A 16,075-nucleotide genomic window follows, 5' to 3' on the forward strand; every position below is an offset into this window, starting at 1 on the left:
CCTTCTTATAATGGATTCATGTCTTCTTCGTTCACAACCGCGCCTTGAACCCCGAATGGAGCCCCATAATAGCCTTCCTGCCAGTTCCGGTAATCCTCGAAGCTGAACGGGGAAATAAACGGATTGTCGGGGACGCTGTCCATATGATGGGGGCCAAGCAGATTGTGCAGGGTTCCCGCCAGCTTCAGGGCAACATGATTCTCTCCTTCGACCAGATAAGAGGTTATATCCAGCTTATAAGGCTTATGCCAGATCTCGCCGGCTGTCCGTCCGTTGATCCGGACCTCTGCAAGGACCGCGTCCAATCGCTCCAGCTGAAGAACGTATCGTCTTCCCTCTCGGAGGCTTACGGTGAACCGGTTGTGGAGTACCGCATTGCCGGCGTAGAACAGGCAGCCGCTATTCGACAAGTTACCCGTACATTCTTCCTTCCTACGGGGGCGAATGGTAAAATACCGATCCTCCTCCGAATGGACCTGGAAGTCGCCGATCACATAAACGGCCTCCGCCACATTTTCCCCCAGCCAGCTGCTCTCCAGCTGAAGCACATTTACTCCGTCCTGCACCAGACCGTCTATGGGCAATTTGCGGAATGCCGGGTCCTTCCACCATTCCCCTTCTGTGGCTTTGATCACTTTGCCATTGAGTCGGACCGTGTAGTGCTCCGGATCCTCCATCACCACATAGCCGCCGTTGCCGTTCCAGCCATCCGCCGTAAAGGAGTAAGCAAGAGCGTACGCTTCCCCGGCAGATTGCAGACGCTGCTTGACCTTCAGGACGTATTCAGCCGGAGCAGACAAGCCCCCGCCGGTCGAATAGGAGCAATAATCCAGAGTCAGAGCGTTGGCCTCCAACAGCTCCAGCTTCCAGGTGCTGCTGACGGGAATGCATCGGGTAATTCTTCCTCCCACCTCCTCTCCTAGTTCTTCCAAACCGCTATCCGGCGCCGTTCTGCCCACGAGCTGCAGCAGCATGGATTCTCCCGGCGCGAAGTCATAGGTGAAGGATGTAGCCTTCTCCCGTACTTGACTGGGGATGCGCTCCTCCCGGCCGTTATTCAAGATCAGGTTCCGGATCTCCCAGATGCCATCCAGAGTCAACCGGACCTTACAGCCGTTGGCTTCATCCTGATTGGTCAAGAAGATAATCTGCCGGTCACCGTCCTCCCGTAGATGATACAGCATCGACCGGGCCGGCTCCCCATTCTCCAGGGTCATGCTGACCCGTGGCGTAAGCCCCGAATCCCGCATCGATTCAGCCAACCGGTAGGACGGGACCACCTTCGCACCTGTAAGCGCTTCCCGTAATTGCTGCGGAGATGAGCTTCCCTCCACCAGCTTCGGCAGAGCATCCAATAGGAGAAGCCGGCCGCCGGATGCGATGAATTCCTGGAGCAGGTGCAAGGTCGTTTCCCGCAAGGTGATGACCTTGGGAACGATGACAAGCTTGTAGCTTGACCTGCCGATATGAAGCCGGCCGTCACCGGCCCTGCCGTATTGCGCCATCACCGCCTCGCTGGCCAGCTCGTAATCATAGTGGTTCCGGAGCAGGGTCTCCTGACACTGCTGCACGACGTGGGTAATCTTGTCGCTCAAGGAACGATCCAGAGGAGAATAGCAGGCGCTTCTGCTTTCCACCGGGTCGATGACCACCACGTCCACCACCCTATGGCCTTGGCTTAAGGCATAACAGAGTCGCGCTTGATAATCCGCCATGGTCTTGTTGTATTCCCACCAAGGCTGCTGCCAGGATAAGACCGGGGGATGATCCCGCTTCCTTAGCCCCCTCATGGAATAGAGGGACAGATGCATGGTCAGGCTGTTCACTCCATTGATGGCCAGCCAATCCGTCACCGCCTTTTGCTGCTCGAAGGTCAGATTCTGTCCCGCTCCCCCGAACACCTCGCAGATGGTCCGCTCTCGGCCTAACTGGCTGGCGACGCTCTGCATCCGCCTGTTCACCATCAGATTCCGGCACTTCAGGCCAAGGTGGTCGGTTGCCGGCGTATGCATATAGGTGTAATGCAGCATAACGTCCAAGTTGATGTAGTCATCCGCCATCAGATGGCCGGTGCTTTGCAGCCCGTTCTCCCCGCACCAATCATAGATCACCTTCGTGTAATGTTCGGCGAACAGCTTGCTGATCAGCCTGTAATAGTGATGCCGAACTCTCTCGTGCCCCTCCAGAGGAAAGTAGAGATGGGGAAGGCAGTCCAGCAGGGAATAGCCATATTCCCGGCTAAACCATTCCGGCAGCTGTCCGGTCCAAGGCAGCGCATTCTTCTTGTTCCCGAATACATCCCAGAGCACGGTCACATCATCCGTGAAGATCCCCGGTATCGTGCCTCCGAATTCCGGCGCATTGTCCCTGCGGTACCGCTCATGGGTGGACCGGATAAAAGCCCGCGTGGCATCCGGGTTCATCAAGTCCACGTAGCTTGCGCCCCGGAAGCGGGCATTGCAGAGCGGCGCAATCCAGCGGTAGAAATAGAGAACGACCGTATCGTCGCCGGTTGTGGCTCCGGCTTCCCCAGGATTGATGGACTCGAAAGCCTCCAGCGTATAATCGATGCTGTGGTCCCGGTAGGAACGGGCCCAACTGCCGAACGACTTCTTGGCGCGGTACACCCGCAGCACCTGAATGTCCTCCCGGTTATGGGGGATGTCGTTGACGGCCATGTAGAGATGGGTTTCCCGGTAGGACTCATCCATTCTCGGCACCGTACAGCCGCAGGAGCCGCTGGGCCAGCCGTCCTCATCGTACAGCCAGGCGTACATCCCCTTTTCCTTGGCCTCATTCACCGCCAGCTTGATGGATGTCATCCAATCCTCGGACATATACTCGGTCTGCAGCCCTGCCCGGGCATGCATAAAAAAACCGCCCCAGCCCGACTGTTCCATCTGGCTAATCTGCCGCTTCAGCTCCTCCGGCTCAAGACGGTCATTCCAGGACCAGAAGGCGGTCGGGCGGTATTCCTTGGGGGGATTCAAGTAGGCTTCTCTCTCCATGTCTTCTCCTGCTTTCTATATATTCTTGTGCAAGCCCCAGCCGATTCATCAGCCGGGGCTTGTTAGGGATCCTTATTTCGCTGCAGCCATGAAGGCATCGATTTGCTTTTGAACCTCTGCCTTCACCTTCTCCGCGCCGGCGGACTTCATCTTGTCGGTGTATTCCTTCAGGAACGCATCCACTTGATCGAACCCTCCGAAGTTAACCAGGGGCTTATACGTATTGGCAACCTCCGTCACAGCGGCGAACTCGGCTGTAATCGCATCCTTCTTGATCACAAAGCCGCCCAGCTTGTTCACGACGGAGAACTTCTCAATATTGTCCTTCTTCTGGAAATCCATCAGGTTCTGAATGCTTCCATCCACCTTCTTGATCAGATCCGCGTTCCGGCTGGTCCAGATCAGAGGGAATTGGTCGGGCGGGAAGCTGTCCGTTCCTTGCTTGGTGGGCTTCACCGATCCGTCCGCCGTAAGCGTGTAGTGCACGTCCTTAATCCCGTATTCCATCAGCGCGTTGATCTCAGGATCGTTCTGGATCAGCTCCAGCGCCATCATGAGACGCTCCGGGTTCTTGGCCGACTTGGGGATGGCGAAGGCCATACCTCTGCTGGGGCGGTCCCGGAAGTTATTGTCGATGCGGACGAACTCCACCTTCCAGTCCGGCTTCGTCGACTTCAGGATGATCGAGGTATCGTTGGCCGCCACGGAGTGCCCGGTTCCCAAGAAGGAGGTGCCGGATTTGTAAGCCTCCAGCGACGTGTTCTTGGACGCGTATGCATTTTTGGACCAGTAGCCCTTATCCGTGAAATCCTTCGTCAGCGCCAGATAATCCTTAAATTCCGGGAGCTCATAATCATAGACGGCGGTTACTTTGTCCGCATTGAACTGATAATACAGCGTTCCCGCATTAGCCGGCATGCCCGGTACAGACACGTAGCCCTTCTTCTGAATCAGAGCCTGATTCAAGGAAATGACATCGCCGGCGGAGGTATTGTACGGGATGACGGAAGGCTCCTTCTCTTTCAAGACGGCCAAGTAATTCTTCAAGCTGGCCAAGTCCTTCACTTCCGGAATGTTATACTTTTCCCTAAGATCGCCACGAATAATCCAGCCCTGCGGCACGAAGGAGGGAGCACCTCCCGGGATGCCGTACAGCTTGCCGTCATAGGTGACATCCTTCAGATCATAAGCCGAGGTGCCCTTCATTCGCTGCGGCATATACTTGTTCAGCAGGTCCCCGATCTCTCTTAATCCGCCCTTCGCCACCTCCGATTGGAAGATGGGGGCCTGCATCTGGACGCCGTCATAATCCTCCCCCGACGCGATCATAAGGGGAACCTTCTTGTCCGAATCGTTGGCCATGTCAATCGTATATTCGATGGTTGCATTGATCTTCTGCTTCAACAGCTTGTTGACCTCGTCCATGACCAGCTTGTTGTCGGCCTTCTGCTGCCCCCAGGTCATCGCGTATACCTTCAGCTTGACCTCCTTCAGATCCGGTCTTTGGGTTGCCGCAGCGCCCGTGCTCGCAGCAGGCTCCGTTCCCTTGTCGCTGCTGCAGCCTGCCACTGCCATGGAAGCGGTCAGCATGGATGCCAGCACCGCACTTGCCCATTTTCTCTTGTTCATCATGAGAACAACACCCTCCTGTAGTATGAAGTCCTATATTTACAAGCGAAGAAACGGACTCCGCTGTGCAAATCCACTTGATCAGCCTTTGACGGCGCCGATGGTAATCCCTTGCACGAAGAAACGCTGAACGAACGGATACGCCAGAATAATCGGGCCGATGGCAACCACGGTCATGGCCAGCTTGAAGGTTTCCTTCGGTACGGTCTGAACGTTAACGGAGTTCATGGCGGCTTCGGATATGCCTTGGGACGCGGTCAGAATCCGGTACAGCAGGTACTGAAGGGGGAACAGGCTTTCCTTGTTGATGTAGAGCATGGCGTTGTACCAGTTGTTCCAATACCCGATGACCTCGAACAAGCCGATGGTGGCCAGTGCCGGCTTCATCAAGGGCAGGACGATGCGCCAGTAGATGTAGAAATCACCTGCTCCGTCAATCTTGGAGGACTCCATCAGCTCCACCGGAATGGTGCCCTTCATGAAGTTCCGCATGATCAGGAGGAAGAACACGCTGAAGATCCCCGGCAGAATCAGTGCCAGCAGGCTGTTCTTCAGATGGAGGTAACGAACCATCAGGATGTAGGCGGGCAGCAGCCCTCCGTTGAAGATCGTCGTCAGATAGAAGAAGAAGGCAAACCCGTTTCTCCACTTAAAATCCTCGCGGAACAGCACATAAGCGGTCATGCTGATCAGCCATAAGGCCAATGCGCAGGATACGAAGGTAACCAAGATGGTGATGCCGTATGCGTTCAGCACTTTCTGCGGACTGTCGGCGATAAACTTGTATGCATCCGTAGAGAAGCCCCTCGGAAACAGGCTGTAGCCATGCTTCATGATCGATTCCTCCGACGAGAAGGAGCCGGAGATGAGCATGACGAACGGAACTGCGCAGAATAGGGCCATGATGCCGATAAACCCTTTGGCGATTAGATTGAATATGATTTCATCATAAGATTTTCGCATGTGAAGGTCCTTCCCTCCCGTTAGAATAAAGCATAGTCTTTTTGCACGGCTTTCACAATTTGGTTGACGGCCACGATGAATACGAGGCAGAAGATGGACTGATAGAAGGATGCGGCGGAGATCATGCCGAAGTCCGAACCCGTCGTCATGGACCGGAATACGAACGTATCAATGATGTCGGTGGTATCATACAGATTGGCCGACGTCCCGATCAGCTGGTAGAACATTTCGAAGTTGCCCCGCATGATCCGTCCCACCGCCAGCAGCACCATGATCACGATGGTCGGCGTCAGCTGCGGAATCGTAATGTGCCAGATTCGCTTGAACTTGTTGGCTCCGTCGATTTCGGCCGCCTCATACATTTCCTTGCTGATGCCCATGATGGCAGCCAGATAGACGATGGAGCCGTACCCCACTCCCTTCCAGATGGCGCACAAGGGCAGGATGAGCATCCAAGCCATCGGCATGCTGTACACATCGACGGAGCTCCAGCCGAAGGCGTTCAGAACGGAATTCATGATACCGTATTCATAATTGAATATATTGTAGATGAATGTGGCAACAATAACCCATGATACGAAGAAGGGCAGGAACATTAGAGACTGAGTGGTCTTCTTATAATATTTTCCCCGCATCTCTGCGATTAGTATGGCGCAGATCACTTCCATGACGGTTCCGGAGATAATGAAGACCAGATTATAGACCATGGTATTGCGTGTAACCAGCCAGGCTTTGCCCGAGAGGAAGAAGAACCGGAAGTTCTCGATGCCGTTCCAGGGACTCATGAAGAATCCGTCGGAGTAATTATATTTCTTGAATGCCATCACCAATCCGCTGAGAGGAATATAAGAGAAGATGATGATGTACACGACGGCCGGCACCAGCATGATGAACAAGATTTTGTTCTTCTTCAGCTCCTTGAGCCAAGCGATCTCTGTTTGCGCTTTCAATAGACTCCCGGGTGACACTGCTTCAGTATGACTTCGCATTTCCAGTCCCTCCGTTTCTTTGTATGTCCTAATTGTAGCAAACGGCCCCGTTGTTCGAACCCCGACAAACGTTAGATTCCCTTTGAATTTATCGGATTATGTAGAGGATTGAGTAATCCATCCATCCGGTTTATAATGTTGGTGATCTTGCACCGGTAAGCGTTCACAAACGGCCGTGCGAGATTCCGAGCTTACTTCCGGGAGGCGTGCGGCATGATCAGACTGATGATTGTCGATGATGAGAAGAAAACCCGGGAGGGCCTGGAGAAGCATCTCCCCTGGCGCAGATTAGGCATCGACGAGGTCCGGCTGGCCAAGAGCGGGACCGAAGCGCTGGAGCTTGCCCGCAGCCACCCGCCCGATATCCTGCTGTGCGATGTTCGGATGCCCCGGATGGACGGGATTGAGCTGGCCACCGTGATCCGCCACCAGCTTCCTTCCTGCAAGCTCATCTTCTTGAGCGGCTTCGCTGACAAAGAGTATCTGAAATCCGCCATCCAGCTGCGGGCACTTCGCTACATCGAGAAGCCCGTGGATATGGAAGAGGTGTGCAGCGCCATCACCGAAGCCGTCACCCTGCTTCACCGCGAGGAGTCAAGCCGGCATGAAGTGGTTGACGGGGAGCTTCACAAGCCGGCTGACAAGGAAATCACCAACCTGAAGGTCATTCAGATCATCCGCTATATCAACGACCAGTACCATGATCCGTCCTTATCCATTCAGAGTATTGCCGGGTATGCGGATATGAACGCCAGCTACTTGTCCACCTTCTTCAAGAAGGAGACGGGGCAGACGCTGAATGACTTCATCAATGAAACCCGGATCGAACGAGCCAAGCAGCTGCTCCGGAGCAGTCCGGACAAGCTGTATAAGGTCGCCGAATTGACCGGCTTTACCGATTCCACTTATTTCGCCACCATCTTCAAGAAATACGCAGGCTGCACCCCTACCCAATATCGCAGCGGGGCTTCCAATTGATCGCCGTTTCACGCCGCCACTATGCGCGCAGGAGGGAAGGCAGGCCATGAGAATCGTGTTCCCGGAGTTCCGCAAGAAAACCGGCGTAAGCTTCCATCATAAGATCTTTATTTCCCACCTGGTGATCGTGATGTTCACCTTCCTGATGTTTCTGACGATCAGCTTCTATCAGACCTCCCGAAACGCTCGGGACAGCTCCATCTATTCTGCCGGACAGACCGTTGCCCAGACGCTGGAATATATGACGTTCATCCTGAGCTCCATCGAGCATACGATGGAGCAGCTTGTATTTGACGAGCAGGTGCAGGCCACCTTCAACCGGGATACCACGCAGTTCACCGGAGATAAGCTTCAGCAGGTCAAGGATTCCATGGCGCTCACCAATCTGTTCGGCTCCTCCAAGTCCTTCCCGGTCCAGGGGGTCCGGATGTACATTCCCGACGAAATCGGCCTGTCCAAGGAGAACGAAACCTTCTTCGAATTGTCCCAGGCGACCAACGCCGGCTGGTTCTCCCGAATCAGCGGCACACGCAAGAGCGTATGGCTGCCGGTTCAAGCCTCCGAGAAGAGCCGCAGCGCTCCCTCCCTCTCCCTGGTCCGGAAGATCCCCAGCTTGATGAGCTACGACAAGACCCTGGGCGTCCTAAGGCTGGATGTCCCCGAGACCGTCTTCTCGGATATGCTGGACAAGGTCAAGTACACGGCCGGTTCTTCCTCCCTCCTGATCAACAGCTACGGGGAGGTCATCAGCACCAGCGCCGGGGATACCTTCTGGGAGCATCCCGAGAATATCGGGCTTCTGCGCGAGTCCTTCCCCAACGTCACTTACCCGGCGCTTCAATGGAAGGACAACGTGATCTTCCGCGACAAGGAATATCTGGTCGGGATCCAGAGCATTCCCTACTCCGACTGGAAGATCGCCACGGCCATCCCCTGGGCGGATATGATGGAGCCGTACACCCACACGAAGAACAATATGATTCTCATCGTGCTGCTGATTGTCCCTCTGTCGTTTTTGCTTTCCTACTTCTTTTCGGTCCGGAGCACCAAGCAGATCCGCAAGCTTATTTTTCATATACGCAAAACGGTCCAGGGCAGCTATTATACGCCCATTCCGTCCTATCATAAGGACGAGATCGGGGAGCTGATCCAGAACTATAACGTTCTGATCACCAATATCTCCACGCTGCTGGAGGAGAAATACGCCTTCGGCCAGCAGGTCAAGAACCTGGAGCTCAAGTCCTTGCAGGCCCAGATTAACCCCCATTTTCTGTACAACACGCTGGATCTGATCCACTGGATGGCAGCGGATGTTCAGGCTCCGCAGATCGGGGAGCTGGTTCAATCATTGTCCAAATTTTACCACCTTAGCCTGAGCAACGGGCAGGAATGGGTGACCTTATCCCATGAGCTGGAGCATATTACGCATTATGTCCATATCCAGAATATGCGATTCGACGACGGGATCCGGCTTCAGATCGACGTTCCCGAGGAGCTGATGAACAGCCGTATGCTGAAGCTGACCCTGCAGCCGATCATCGAAAATTCGATCCTGCACGGCATCCTCGGGCGGGAGGCGGAAACGGGAACCATCCGCATCACCGCAGCGGAGTATGGCGGGGATCTGGTTCTGACCGTAGTGGATGACGGCATCGGAATTCCGGAGGACCAGCTCCGGAATCTGCTGACCGCTGCCTCCAGCAAGCGGACCGGCGGTTTCGGAGTCCGCAACATCCATGAACGGATCCAATTGGTCTACGGAGCGGACTTCGGGCTGTCGTACTCCAGCGTGTACGGCGAAGGAACCAGCGTCACGATTCGGCTGGCCAAGGACGAAGGGGTCTGAAGCCATTCGCACCAAAACAAACGTCCGGCCCTGCATCTCTTCGATGCAGGCCGGACGTTCTGTTGTACTGGGGCTACCGTCCGGTGATCCGGACGTCGTCGAAGACGGAGGAAGCGCGGTGCGAGAACAGGCCTGCCTTGCCCGAGGTGAGGCTCGGGTCGGTGGCCGTCAGTAGCTTCGTGCCGTTGACCCACAGCTCCAGCGTGCTGCCGTCGGCGACGGCTTGGAAGTTGTACCAGGCGCCGAGCGTCAAGCTATACGGCATGGTGGCCAGGTCGGTCCATGTTCCGTTCACACACTTCGAGATCTTCAGGACACTCGAGCCGGCACCACCGGAATAATAGGAGAAGCTGTAGAGATTGCTCGTATCCTTGTACCGGAGGTTCAGTCCGATGCCGGAATACGTTCCGGTCAAGGCGTTGGCCTTCAGCTTGGCGCTGACCGCTGTATCCGTCCAAGTCGCGTTGCCGGTGATCGAATTGACACCGGCCGCTTGGGCGTCCGTCTGCACGTAGGCCGGTGTGCCGTCCGTCGCCACGCTCCAGGTGCCCCCGGTCGTCGTCCACCCCGCCGCATTGCCGTCGTCGAAGTTGTCCTCGAGCAGGATCGGCACAACGGATACGTCATCGAAGCTGACGTCCGCGCGGTGGGCGTTCAATCCGGCCTTGCCGCCGGTGAAGCTCGTGTCCGTGGCGGTCAGCTCCTTCGTGCCGTTCACCCAGAACTCCAGCGTATTCCCCTTGGCAACGGCCTTGAAGGTGTACCAGACTCCCGTGTTCAGCGTGTAGGCCTTGGACGCCAGGGTGGTCCAGACACCGGCGACGCACTTCTGAATCTTGATCAGATTGCCGTTATTGTAATATTGGAAATTGTAGGTGTTGTCCGCATTCTGGTAGCGGGCATCCAGTCCGACTCCGGCCGGACTGCCCAGGGAGGCTGACTTCAGCTTGGCCGATACCTCGTAATCCGTCAGGGTGGAGAGGCCGCCTGCGGCATGGAGGTTGACGGCGGCCGTGTCCGACTGCCGGTATACCTTGGTGGCACCATCCGTCCCCACGCTCCACACCCCGCCGTTCGTCGTCCAACCGTCGGCATTCCCGTCCTCGAAGTCATCGAAGAGGGCCTCCGTTCCGCCGCCCGGGTTGGCGTCGGTCTGGAATTGCACGGTAAGCGTGGCACTGCTGCCTCCGGCTTCCGTGAAGGTTAAGGTCTTGCTGTACGAAGTATTGGGGGTGAGCCCCTGAGGGTTGATCTGGAAGTAGATTTCCCGCTCCCCGCGAAGATTGCCTGAGGTCTGGGACAGAGTCAGGTATTCCCCCTGCCCGGTGACGCTCCATGCGGTGGAGAGGCCCCCTCCTTTGTTCACCAGCTTGATCTTGTGCAGTTGACCGGCGTTGGAGACGTTCTTCACGCCCAACAGGATGACGGAGGGCACGCTGATCTTGGCAGGCGGTACGCTGCCGACCGCTCCGAGCTGCGTCGACTCCTGAAACTTGGTGACGCCGCCTTTCTTGGTCGTCAGCTTCAGCTCCAGCCAACGGGCGGACACACTGGCCGGAACGTTGAAGGAGAGCGACTGCTCCGTCTTGCCGCCATAGGGCACAGCGGCCGCGAATTGCCCGGTCTGGAAGGCCGTGTAGCTGTTATCCGCCGGATTCCGGAAGCCCGCTTCCCAGAAGACATCGATGTTGGTTCCGTCCCGCTGCTCGTCATTATAGACGATGACGGTCCGGGTGGCGGCCGTGCCGCCGGTGAAGACCTCGGGGGCAACGCCGATGCGGTTGTTCTGGTCCGCTGCCTTGTCGAAGGCAGCCACCGGCGAGAACGTGTTCTTCGTATACGTGTAGGAGTCCGAAGGGATAAACGCGGGGTACGCCGGCGAGAAGACGTTGATCACGGGGCGGTCGATCTTGACCGGCTTCACCCCGGGTGCGGATAGATCGGTCCATACCGGATACAAGGTGGCTTCGATCGGCTCGTAGGAATAGATCCAATCGGAATAATAGCGGATATCCGCCAGGCCGGTGTAGCGCATCCCGCGCACCATCCGGTCCGTGGCCCGGTGCCACACCGCCTGGGAGACGATATTGTCGTTCAGATAATCCTTGCTCAGCGTGCTGTTGTAGGTTCCATCCGCATTCAAGGTGGGCCATCCTTGGGACGGGGTGTAGGATTCGCCCTCCCCCTTGGGCTTCGTCGCATTGTTCTTGTACAAACCGTACAGGTTGGTTGTGTTCAACCCGCCGATCGGATAGCCCCCCCAATAGTGGACGTTCTCCTCCGATTCCGTCGTCATGGCGTCCTGGATGATGGGCCGGGTGGCGTCCACCGCCAGAACGGCGTCGCGGACCACGGGAACCAGGTTAGGGGCGGTCCAGTTCTCGTTGCCACCGCTCCAGATGACGATGCTCGGATGGTTCCGGTTCTCCTTCACCCATTGCTTGACCCACTTGGTGACATGGTCGAAGCCGTCGGCGGTCTGGCTGCCGCTGTTCTGATACTGCCAGAACGGATTCTCATCGATCAGGAGCAGCCCGATCTGGTCGGCATAGTCGTACAATTCGGAGATGGCTCCGCCGATATGGGTACGGCCCATGTTGTAGGTGCCCTTCCACTCGTCCATCACCTTCTTGACATGGGCGATGTTCGAATCCTTCAGCCCCTGGTACGGACTGGGATCCGTGCCGTGTAGGCTCCGGATGTGCCAGTTGAACTGAAGCGCATCCCCGAACAGGTTGGTCTTGATCCCGTTCAGCTGGAAGTAATTGTTCGTCACCATGAACTGCCGGAAGCCGAACCGGGTCGCCTTGGAATCCAGGGTAACCGAGCCTTGAACCAACGACGTGTTCAGATCATACAGCTTAGGGTCGTGGGTCCACCAATACTTGGCATTGGTCCACGGCACCGCACTCAGGACTGCGGTCTGGCTTCCGCCGGCCGGCACAGTCACCGTCTGATCCGCGAAGCTCTTCTCCACGGCGCCGCCGACCAAGGCCGCGCTGTTCTTGACCGTCACCGTCTGGGCGGTGCCCGTCATATTGGTAACGGTTACAGAAACCTGCGCCGTGTCATCCGCCGGATCGGTGTTGTTCTGCAGGTTCGTCACGATCACCGCATCGGACACATAGACCTTTGGCGTGGACTCCAAGCGGACATCATCCACGATGCCCCGGCCCTGCCCGAAGGCATAGTGGTCCGTTCCGATGGGATAGAGCGCCAAGCCGCTGCTGTCTCTGGCATCCGCAGGCAGAGCCGAGGAGGCCCACACCCGGACTTCCAGAGAGTTGACCCCGCCCGTCACGGCGGCGGACGTGATGTCCAGCTTGTACTTCAGACGGGTCATGAGGTAGCCGTCCGTCTCGGTCTGCAGCTGGATTCCGTTGACGAACACCTTCGCCAAGGGGGCGATCTGGTCGAACGTCAGGAAGATCTCCTGTCCGGCCATCGAGGACGGGACGGTGAAATTCTTCTTGTAGACGCCGTAGCCCAGCGTCGACCAGGAGGAGGGATAGCCGTAGTCATCGGGAGAGTCCCAGTAGGACGGAACCGTGATGTCATAGCGGGTGGTGCCGCCGTCCGGGTAGAAATCCCAGATGCCGTTCAGGGAGACGGATTCGCGTCCCCCCGCGGCCAGCGCCTTCTCCGGGCGGACGCCAACGGCCGGAAGCAGGAGCAGCAGGGCGAGCAGCAACAAGAGCATGCGCCGAGCGGCAAGACGAACTTGAGTAGATACCATTCATTCTCCTCCTATTCAATCGATCGAGTGAACTTGCACTTCAGCCCAAGCCGGCCTATGGACCTCTCACCTCCTCTCCAATCGGACTCCGGCGGTATCCAGCGTCCAGAATTCCGTCCCAAGCTCCGGGTGCCGCCAAGTCAGTCTCACGGTCAATGTCTCCGGGTCCGCCACGGCACCGGCGCAGCTCCAGCCGTCCGGCGCAATACAGCATACGAGTCCGGTGCTCCCCTCCATCCGGGCAGACGCCCGCAGCACCGGGACCGTCTCCTTGAAGCCATACCGGTCGGACCGTTCCCCAGTTGCCTCGTCCATGCGAAGCTCCCCGCAGCCGCCCCCGCTGAACCACCGGAGTCCCAGCCGCTCCCCGCTGCCTTCCAGGTCCAGCTCCAGCGACCGCTCTTGACTGTGCGAGCCGCCCCGAATCCGCGTATCCCGGTGCAGATGGAAGCTCTGCACCAGCCGGTGCGTACCTTGGCCCAGCAGCCAATCCACGACAACCAGCCTCCCCTGCATCTCGTCCAGGACGAGGAAGCGCCGGTGCTCCAGCGGAGTGTCCAACCGGGCATATCCGTCATGGGAGGCGTCGAGGAACGTCCGGTTCCCCTCCCGAAATGCCTTGTGCAGCCGCACCTTAGCCTCCCTCGCGGACCAAGCCTGGCTCGACACATATTCCGTCTGATCCAGGCCGTCAACGGTTACCGTGTTGTGGGCCAGCGTCCCCTTGAAGGACCGCCGGGCCTCTCCTTCCTCATAGGTGTACCGTCCGTTATCCAGGAACACCGCCCTTCCTTTGCAGAACCACTCGAAGTGGAGCGCATCTGCATGGCCGTGGGCACCTCCTAAGGGAGCCGCGTCGAACATCAGGTAGTGCTCCGGCCCCCGCAGGATGTAATACCCCGCCTCGGGAAAAGCATGCAGCGCCCCTTCTTCCCGCGCCTCCAGCACAACGCCGCTCCCCCGTTCCGCACCATTCCCGCCGGCCGCGTCTCCGCCGCTCCCCGGGAACAGCCACGACAGCTCCGCGCTCATGCAGCCCGCCGCCCGGTAGTCCGGCCGCCCCAGCACCTCGCCCAGCAGCGCCAGCTTCTCCGGCCCCCACACGGTGGAGTCCGAATCGGAGAAGGCGCTGGTCCGGCCGTCGGGCCGGATGGTGCAGGCCGTGAACCGGGCCATCCGGGCCAGAGCTTCGCCGTAAGCCGCCGGGAACGGATCTCCGGCCAGCTCCGCCAGCCGGTACGGCAGCGCGAAGCACTCGATGGACACATTGTGGTAATGGGGCGCCAGCTCATTCTGCACGCCGTCCGCCCCGAATTGACGGGAGAGGCACAGCTCCAGCCGCTCCTTCGCCAGCTGCCGCCAATAAGGGGACCGGGGATGCTCCTCCAAGTACACGCCGATGGTGAAGAGCCCCTGCATATGCATGGTGGCGTGGTTGATATCCGGATCCCCCAGATAAGCGGACAAGTAGTCCGCATGCTCCGCCAATGCGCTCCGGAAGAGCGTCATGAAGCCGGGATCCCGCTCCCACACCTCCTCCATACAGACGGCGGCGAAGATCCAGGACTGGGGACGCAAGCCCGTCTCCAGGAGCCTCCAAGGTCCTCGCTTCTGGAAGAAAACCGCCTCCCGGTAGTCCGGACCGGCCGGAGCCGGAATCCGCCGGATCCAGGAGGCGAGCTGTTCCTTGCAGGCCTCCGCCAATCCCTCTTCTCCGCTCAGGAGATAGGCCCGGCCCATCTCCCGCATATGCCAGTGCCGGTTCAGAATCCAGGTGAACTCAGGATCCTCAGACGGATTGGCCAGCCAATCCACCGGCTCTCCCAGGTCCACCCAGCGGTCCGCCAGCATGGAGAATTCCACCCGGAACCTTCCCTTGCGGGCCATCTCCGCCGTTTCCAGCGTCCGGGTCGCCGCCTCGGGATTCCGCCGGGCATAGTCCCGCGCCATGTCCCCGAGCTCCTCCCGGGTGGCGTACCATCTTTTGTCGGACATGAATGTGCTCCTCCTTCGTATCGTTTACCCCTTGACCGAGCCGCTGGTGACGTTCATGAAGGTCTTGTTCGCCAGCACGTAGACGATCAGGATCGGCAGAATGGACATGACGGCCCCCGCCATCATGAGATGGGTCTGCGCGGCGGCCGAGGTTCCGTACCGGAGCCCGGCCAAGCCGACGGTCAGCGTCTGGAGTGAAGGCTTCGTCATCGTGAAGACCAAGGGCAGGATGTATTCGTTCCAGGCATTCCGGAAGACGAACAGGCCGGCCACGCCAAGACCCGGCGCCAACAGGGGCAGGATGATCCGCCAATATACGGAATATACGTTGCAGCCGTCGATCCGCGCGGCCTCGTCCAGGTCCTTCGGTATGCCCTTGAAGAACCCCAGCAGGGTGAAGAACGTAGCGGCGTGTCCGCTGATCAGGATGATGATGACGCCTAAGAGCGACTTATGCAGGTTCAGGTGCACCATCATCTCGAATTGGGGCCGGAGCACCACGGCTCCGATGGAGATGAACATGGTGGAGGCCTGGAGGGCGACGAACAGCTTCTTGCCGACGAACTCCTTGCGGTCCACCGCGTAGGCTGCGATGGAAGCGACCAGCAGGGCGCCCGCCGTCGTTACGGCAGCGACCAGCAGGCTGTTGAAGGTGAACTTGGCGAAATTGGCGCCCTTCCAAGCCTCCGTATAGTTGGAGAACCGCCAGACCGAGGGCCAGAAGGTGCCGCCACCGGTTACCTCCGCGTTGGACTTGAAGGAGCCGAGGAACGTCATGACCACCGGGAACAGCGTTACGGCCGCGACTGCCAACAGGAAACTCCAGAGCAGGAGCCAGGCGGCCAGCCTGCCCGGAGAGGACAGGAGTCGCGCCGCCTTGCGGACGGCCATCGGACGGTTCGGAATCGTATGGGTTGAATTCATGGGGTGC

Annotated in this window: 9 protein-coding genes; 2 read left to right on the forward strand and 7 right to left on the reverse strand. The window is 58.1% G+C overall.

From position 1 onward, the window contains the following. Positions 1 to 5 precede the first annotated feature (5 nt). From ACSEXW_RS07300 to ACSEXW_RS07315, 4 genes are all read right to left on the reverse strand, one after another. Positions 6 to 3,008, reverse strand: a complete 3,003-nt coding sequence (locus tag ACSEXW_RS07300; protein WP_438445450.1) for a glycosyl hydrolase — start codon at positions 3,006 to 3,008, stop codon at positions 6 to 8. 72 nt (positions 3,009 to 3,080) lie between these two features. Next, positions 3,081 to 4,640, reverse strand: coding sequence for a DUF3502 domain-containing protein (locus tag ACSEXW_RS07305; protein ID WP_438445451.1), 1,560 nt, complete (start codon positions 4,638 to 4,640; stop codon positions 3,081 to 3,083). A 78-nt stretch (positions 4,641 to 4,718) separates the two neighbouring features. Further along, positions 4,719 to 5,600 (reverse strand): carbohydrate ABC transporter permease, encoded by an 882-nt coding sequence (locus ACSEXW_RS07310; RefSeq protein ID WP_438445452.1) that lies wholly within the window; start codon positions 5,598 to 5,600, stop codon positions 4,719 to 4,721. Between the two features lie 20 nt (positions 5,601 to 5,620). After that, positions 5,621 to 6,550, reverse strand: a complete 930-nt coding sequence (locus ACSEXW_RS07315; RefSeq protein WP_438445453.1) for an ABC transporter permease — start codon at positions 6,548 to 6,550, stop codon at positions 5,621 to 5,623. A 252-nt stretch (positions 6,551 to 6,802) separates the two neighbouring features. Here ACSEXW_RS07315 and ACSEXW_RS07320 point away from each other — a divergent pair, with 252 nt between their 5' ends. Beyond that, positions 6,803 to 7,567, forward strand: coding sequence for a response regulator transcription factor (locus ACSEXW_RS07320; protein ID WP_438445454.1), 765 nt, complete (start codon positions 6,803 to 6,805; stop codon positions 7,565 to 7,567). A 46-nt stretch (positions 7,568 to 7,613) separates the two neighbouring features. Continuing rightward, positions 7,614 to 9,413: a cache domain-containing sensor histidine kinase gene (locus ACSEXW_RS07325; RefSeq protein WP_438445455.1), complete on the forward strand. Its 1,800-nt coding sequence runs from the start codon at positions 7,614 to 7,616 to the stop codon at positions 9,411 to 9,413. Between the two features lie 73 nt (positions 9,414 to 9,486). Here the strand turns inward: ACSEXW_RS07325 and ACSEXW_RS07330 are convergent, their stop codons facing one another. From ACSEXW_RS07330 to ACSEXW_RS07340, 3 genes are all read right to left on the reverse strand, one after another. Beyond that, positions 9,487 to 13,149, reverse strand: coding sequence for a 3-keto-alpha-glucoside-1,2-lyase-like domain-containing protein (locus tag ACSEXW_RS07330; protein ID WP_438445456.1), 3,663 nt, complete (start codon positions 13,147 to 13,149; stop codon positions 9,487 to 9,489). Between the two features lie 66 nt (positions 13,150 to 13,215). Continuing rightward, positions 13,216 to 15,144 carry an alginate lyase family protein gene (locus ACSEXW_RS07335; RefSeq protein WP_438445457.1) on the reverse strand — a complete coding sequence of 643 codons (1,929 nt, stop codon included), beginning with the start codon at positions 15,142 to 15,144 and terminating at the stop codon, positions 13,216 to 13,218. A 24-nt stretch (positions 15,145 to 15,168) separates the two neighbouring features. Beyond that, entirely contained in the window at positions 15,169 to 16,035 is an 867-nt protein-coding gene (locus ACSEXW_RS07340) for a carbohydrate ABC transporter permease (RefSeq protein WP_438445517.1), read from the reverse strand. Positions 16,036 to 16,075 lie beyond the last annotated feature (40 nt).

The organism is Oryzibacillus soli (assembly GCF_051594765.1).
Classification (GTDB): Bacteria; Bacillota; Bacilli; order Paenibacillales; family NBRC-103111; genus Paenibacillus_AR.

Bases quoted from the DNA above. Each gene is read 5' to 3' on its own strand.
- ACSEXW_RS07300 (WP_438445450.1), bottom strand. From the start codon at position 3,008: ATGGAGAGAGAAGCCTACTTGAATCCCCCCAAGGAATACCGCCCGACC.
- ACSEXW_RS07305 (WP_438445451.1), bottom strand. From the start codon at position 4,640: ATGATGAACAAGAGAAAATGGGCAAGTGCGGTGCTGGCATCCATGCTG.
- ACSEXW_RS07310 (WP_438445452.1), bottom strand. From the start codon at position 5,600: ATGCGAAAATCTTATGATGAAATCATATTCAATCTAATCGCCAAAGGG.
- ACSEXW_RS07320 (WP_438445454.1), top strand. From the start codon at position 6,803: ATGATCAGACTGATGATTGTCGATGATGAGAAGAAAACCCGGGAGGGC.
- ACSEXW_RS07325 (WP_438445455.1), top strand. From the start codon at position 7,614: ATGAGAATCGTGTTCCCGGAGTTCCGCAAGAAAACCGGCGTAAGCTTC.
- ACSEXW_RS07330 (WP_438445456.1), bottom strand. From the start codon at position 13,149: ATGGTATCTACTCAAGTTCGTCTTGCCGCTCGGCGCATGCTCTTGTTG.
- ACSEXW_RS07335 (WP_438445457.1), bottom strand. From the start codon at position 15,144: ATGTCCGACAAAAGATGGTACGCCACCCGGGAGGAGCTCGGGGACATG.
- ACSEXW_RS07340 (WP_438445517.1), bottom strand. From the start codon at position 16,035: ATGGCCGTCCGCAAGGCGGCGCGACTCCTGTCCTCTCCGGGCAGGCTG.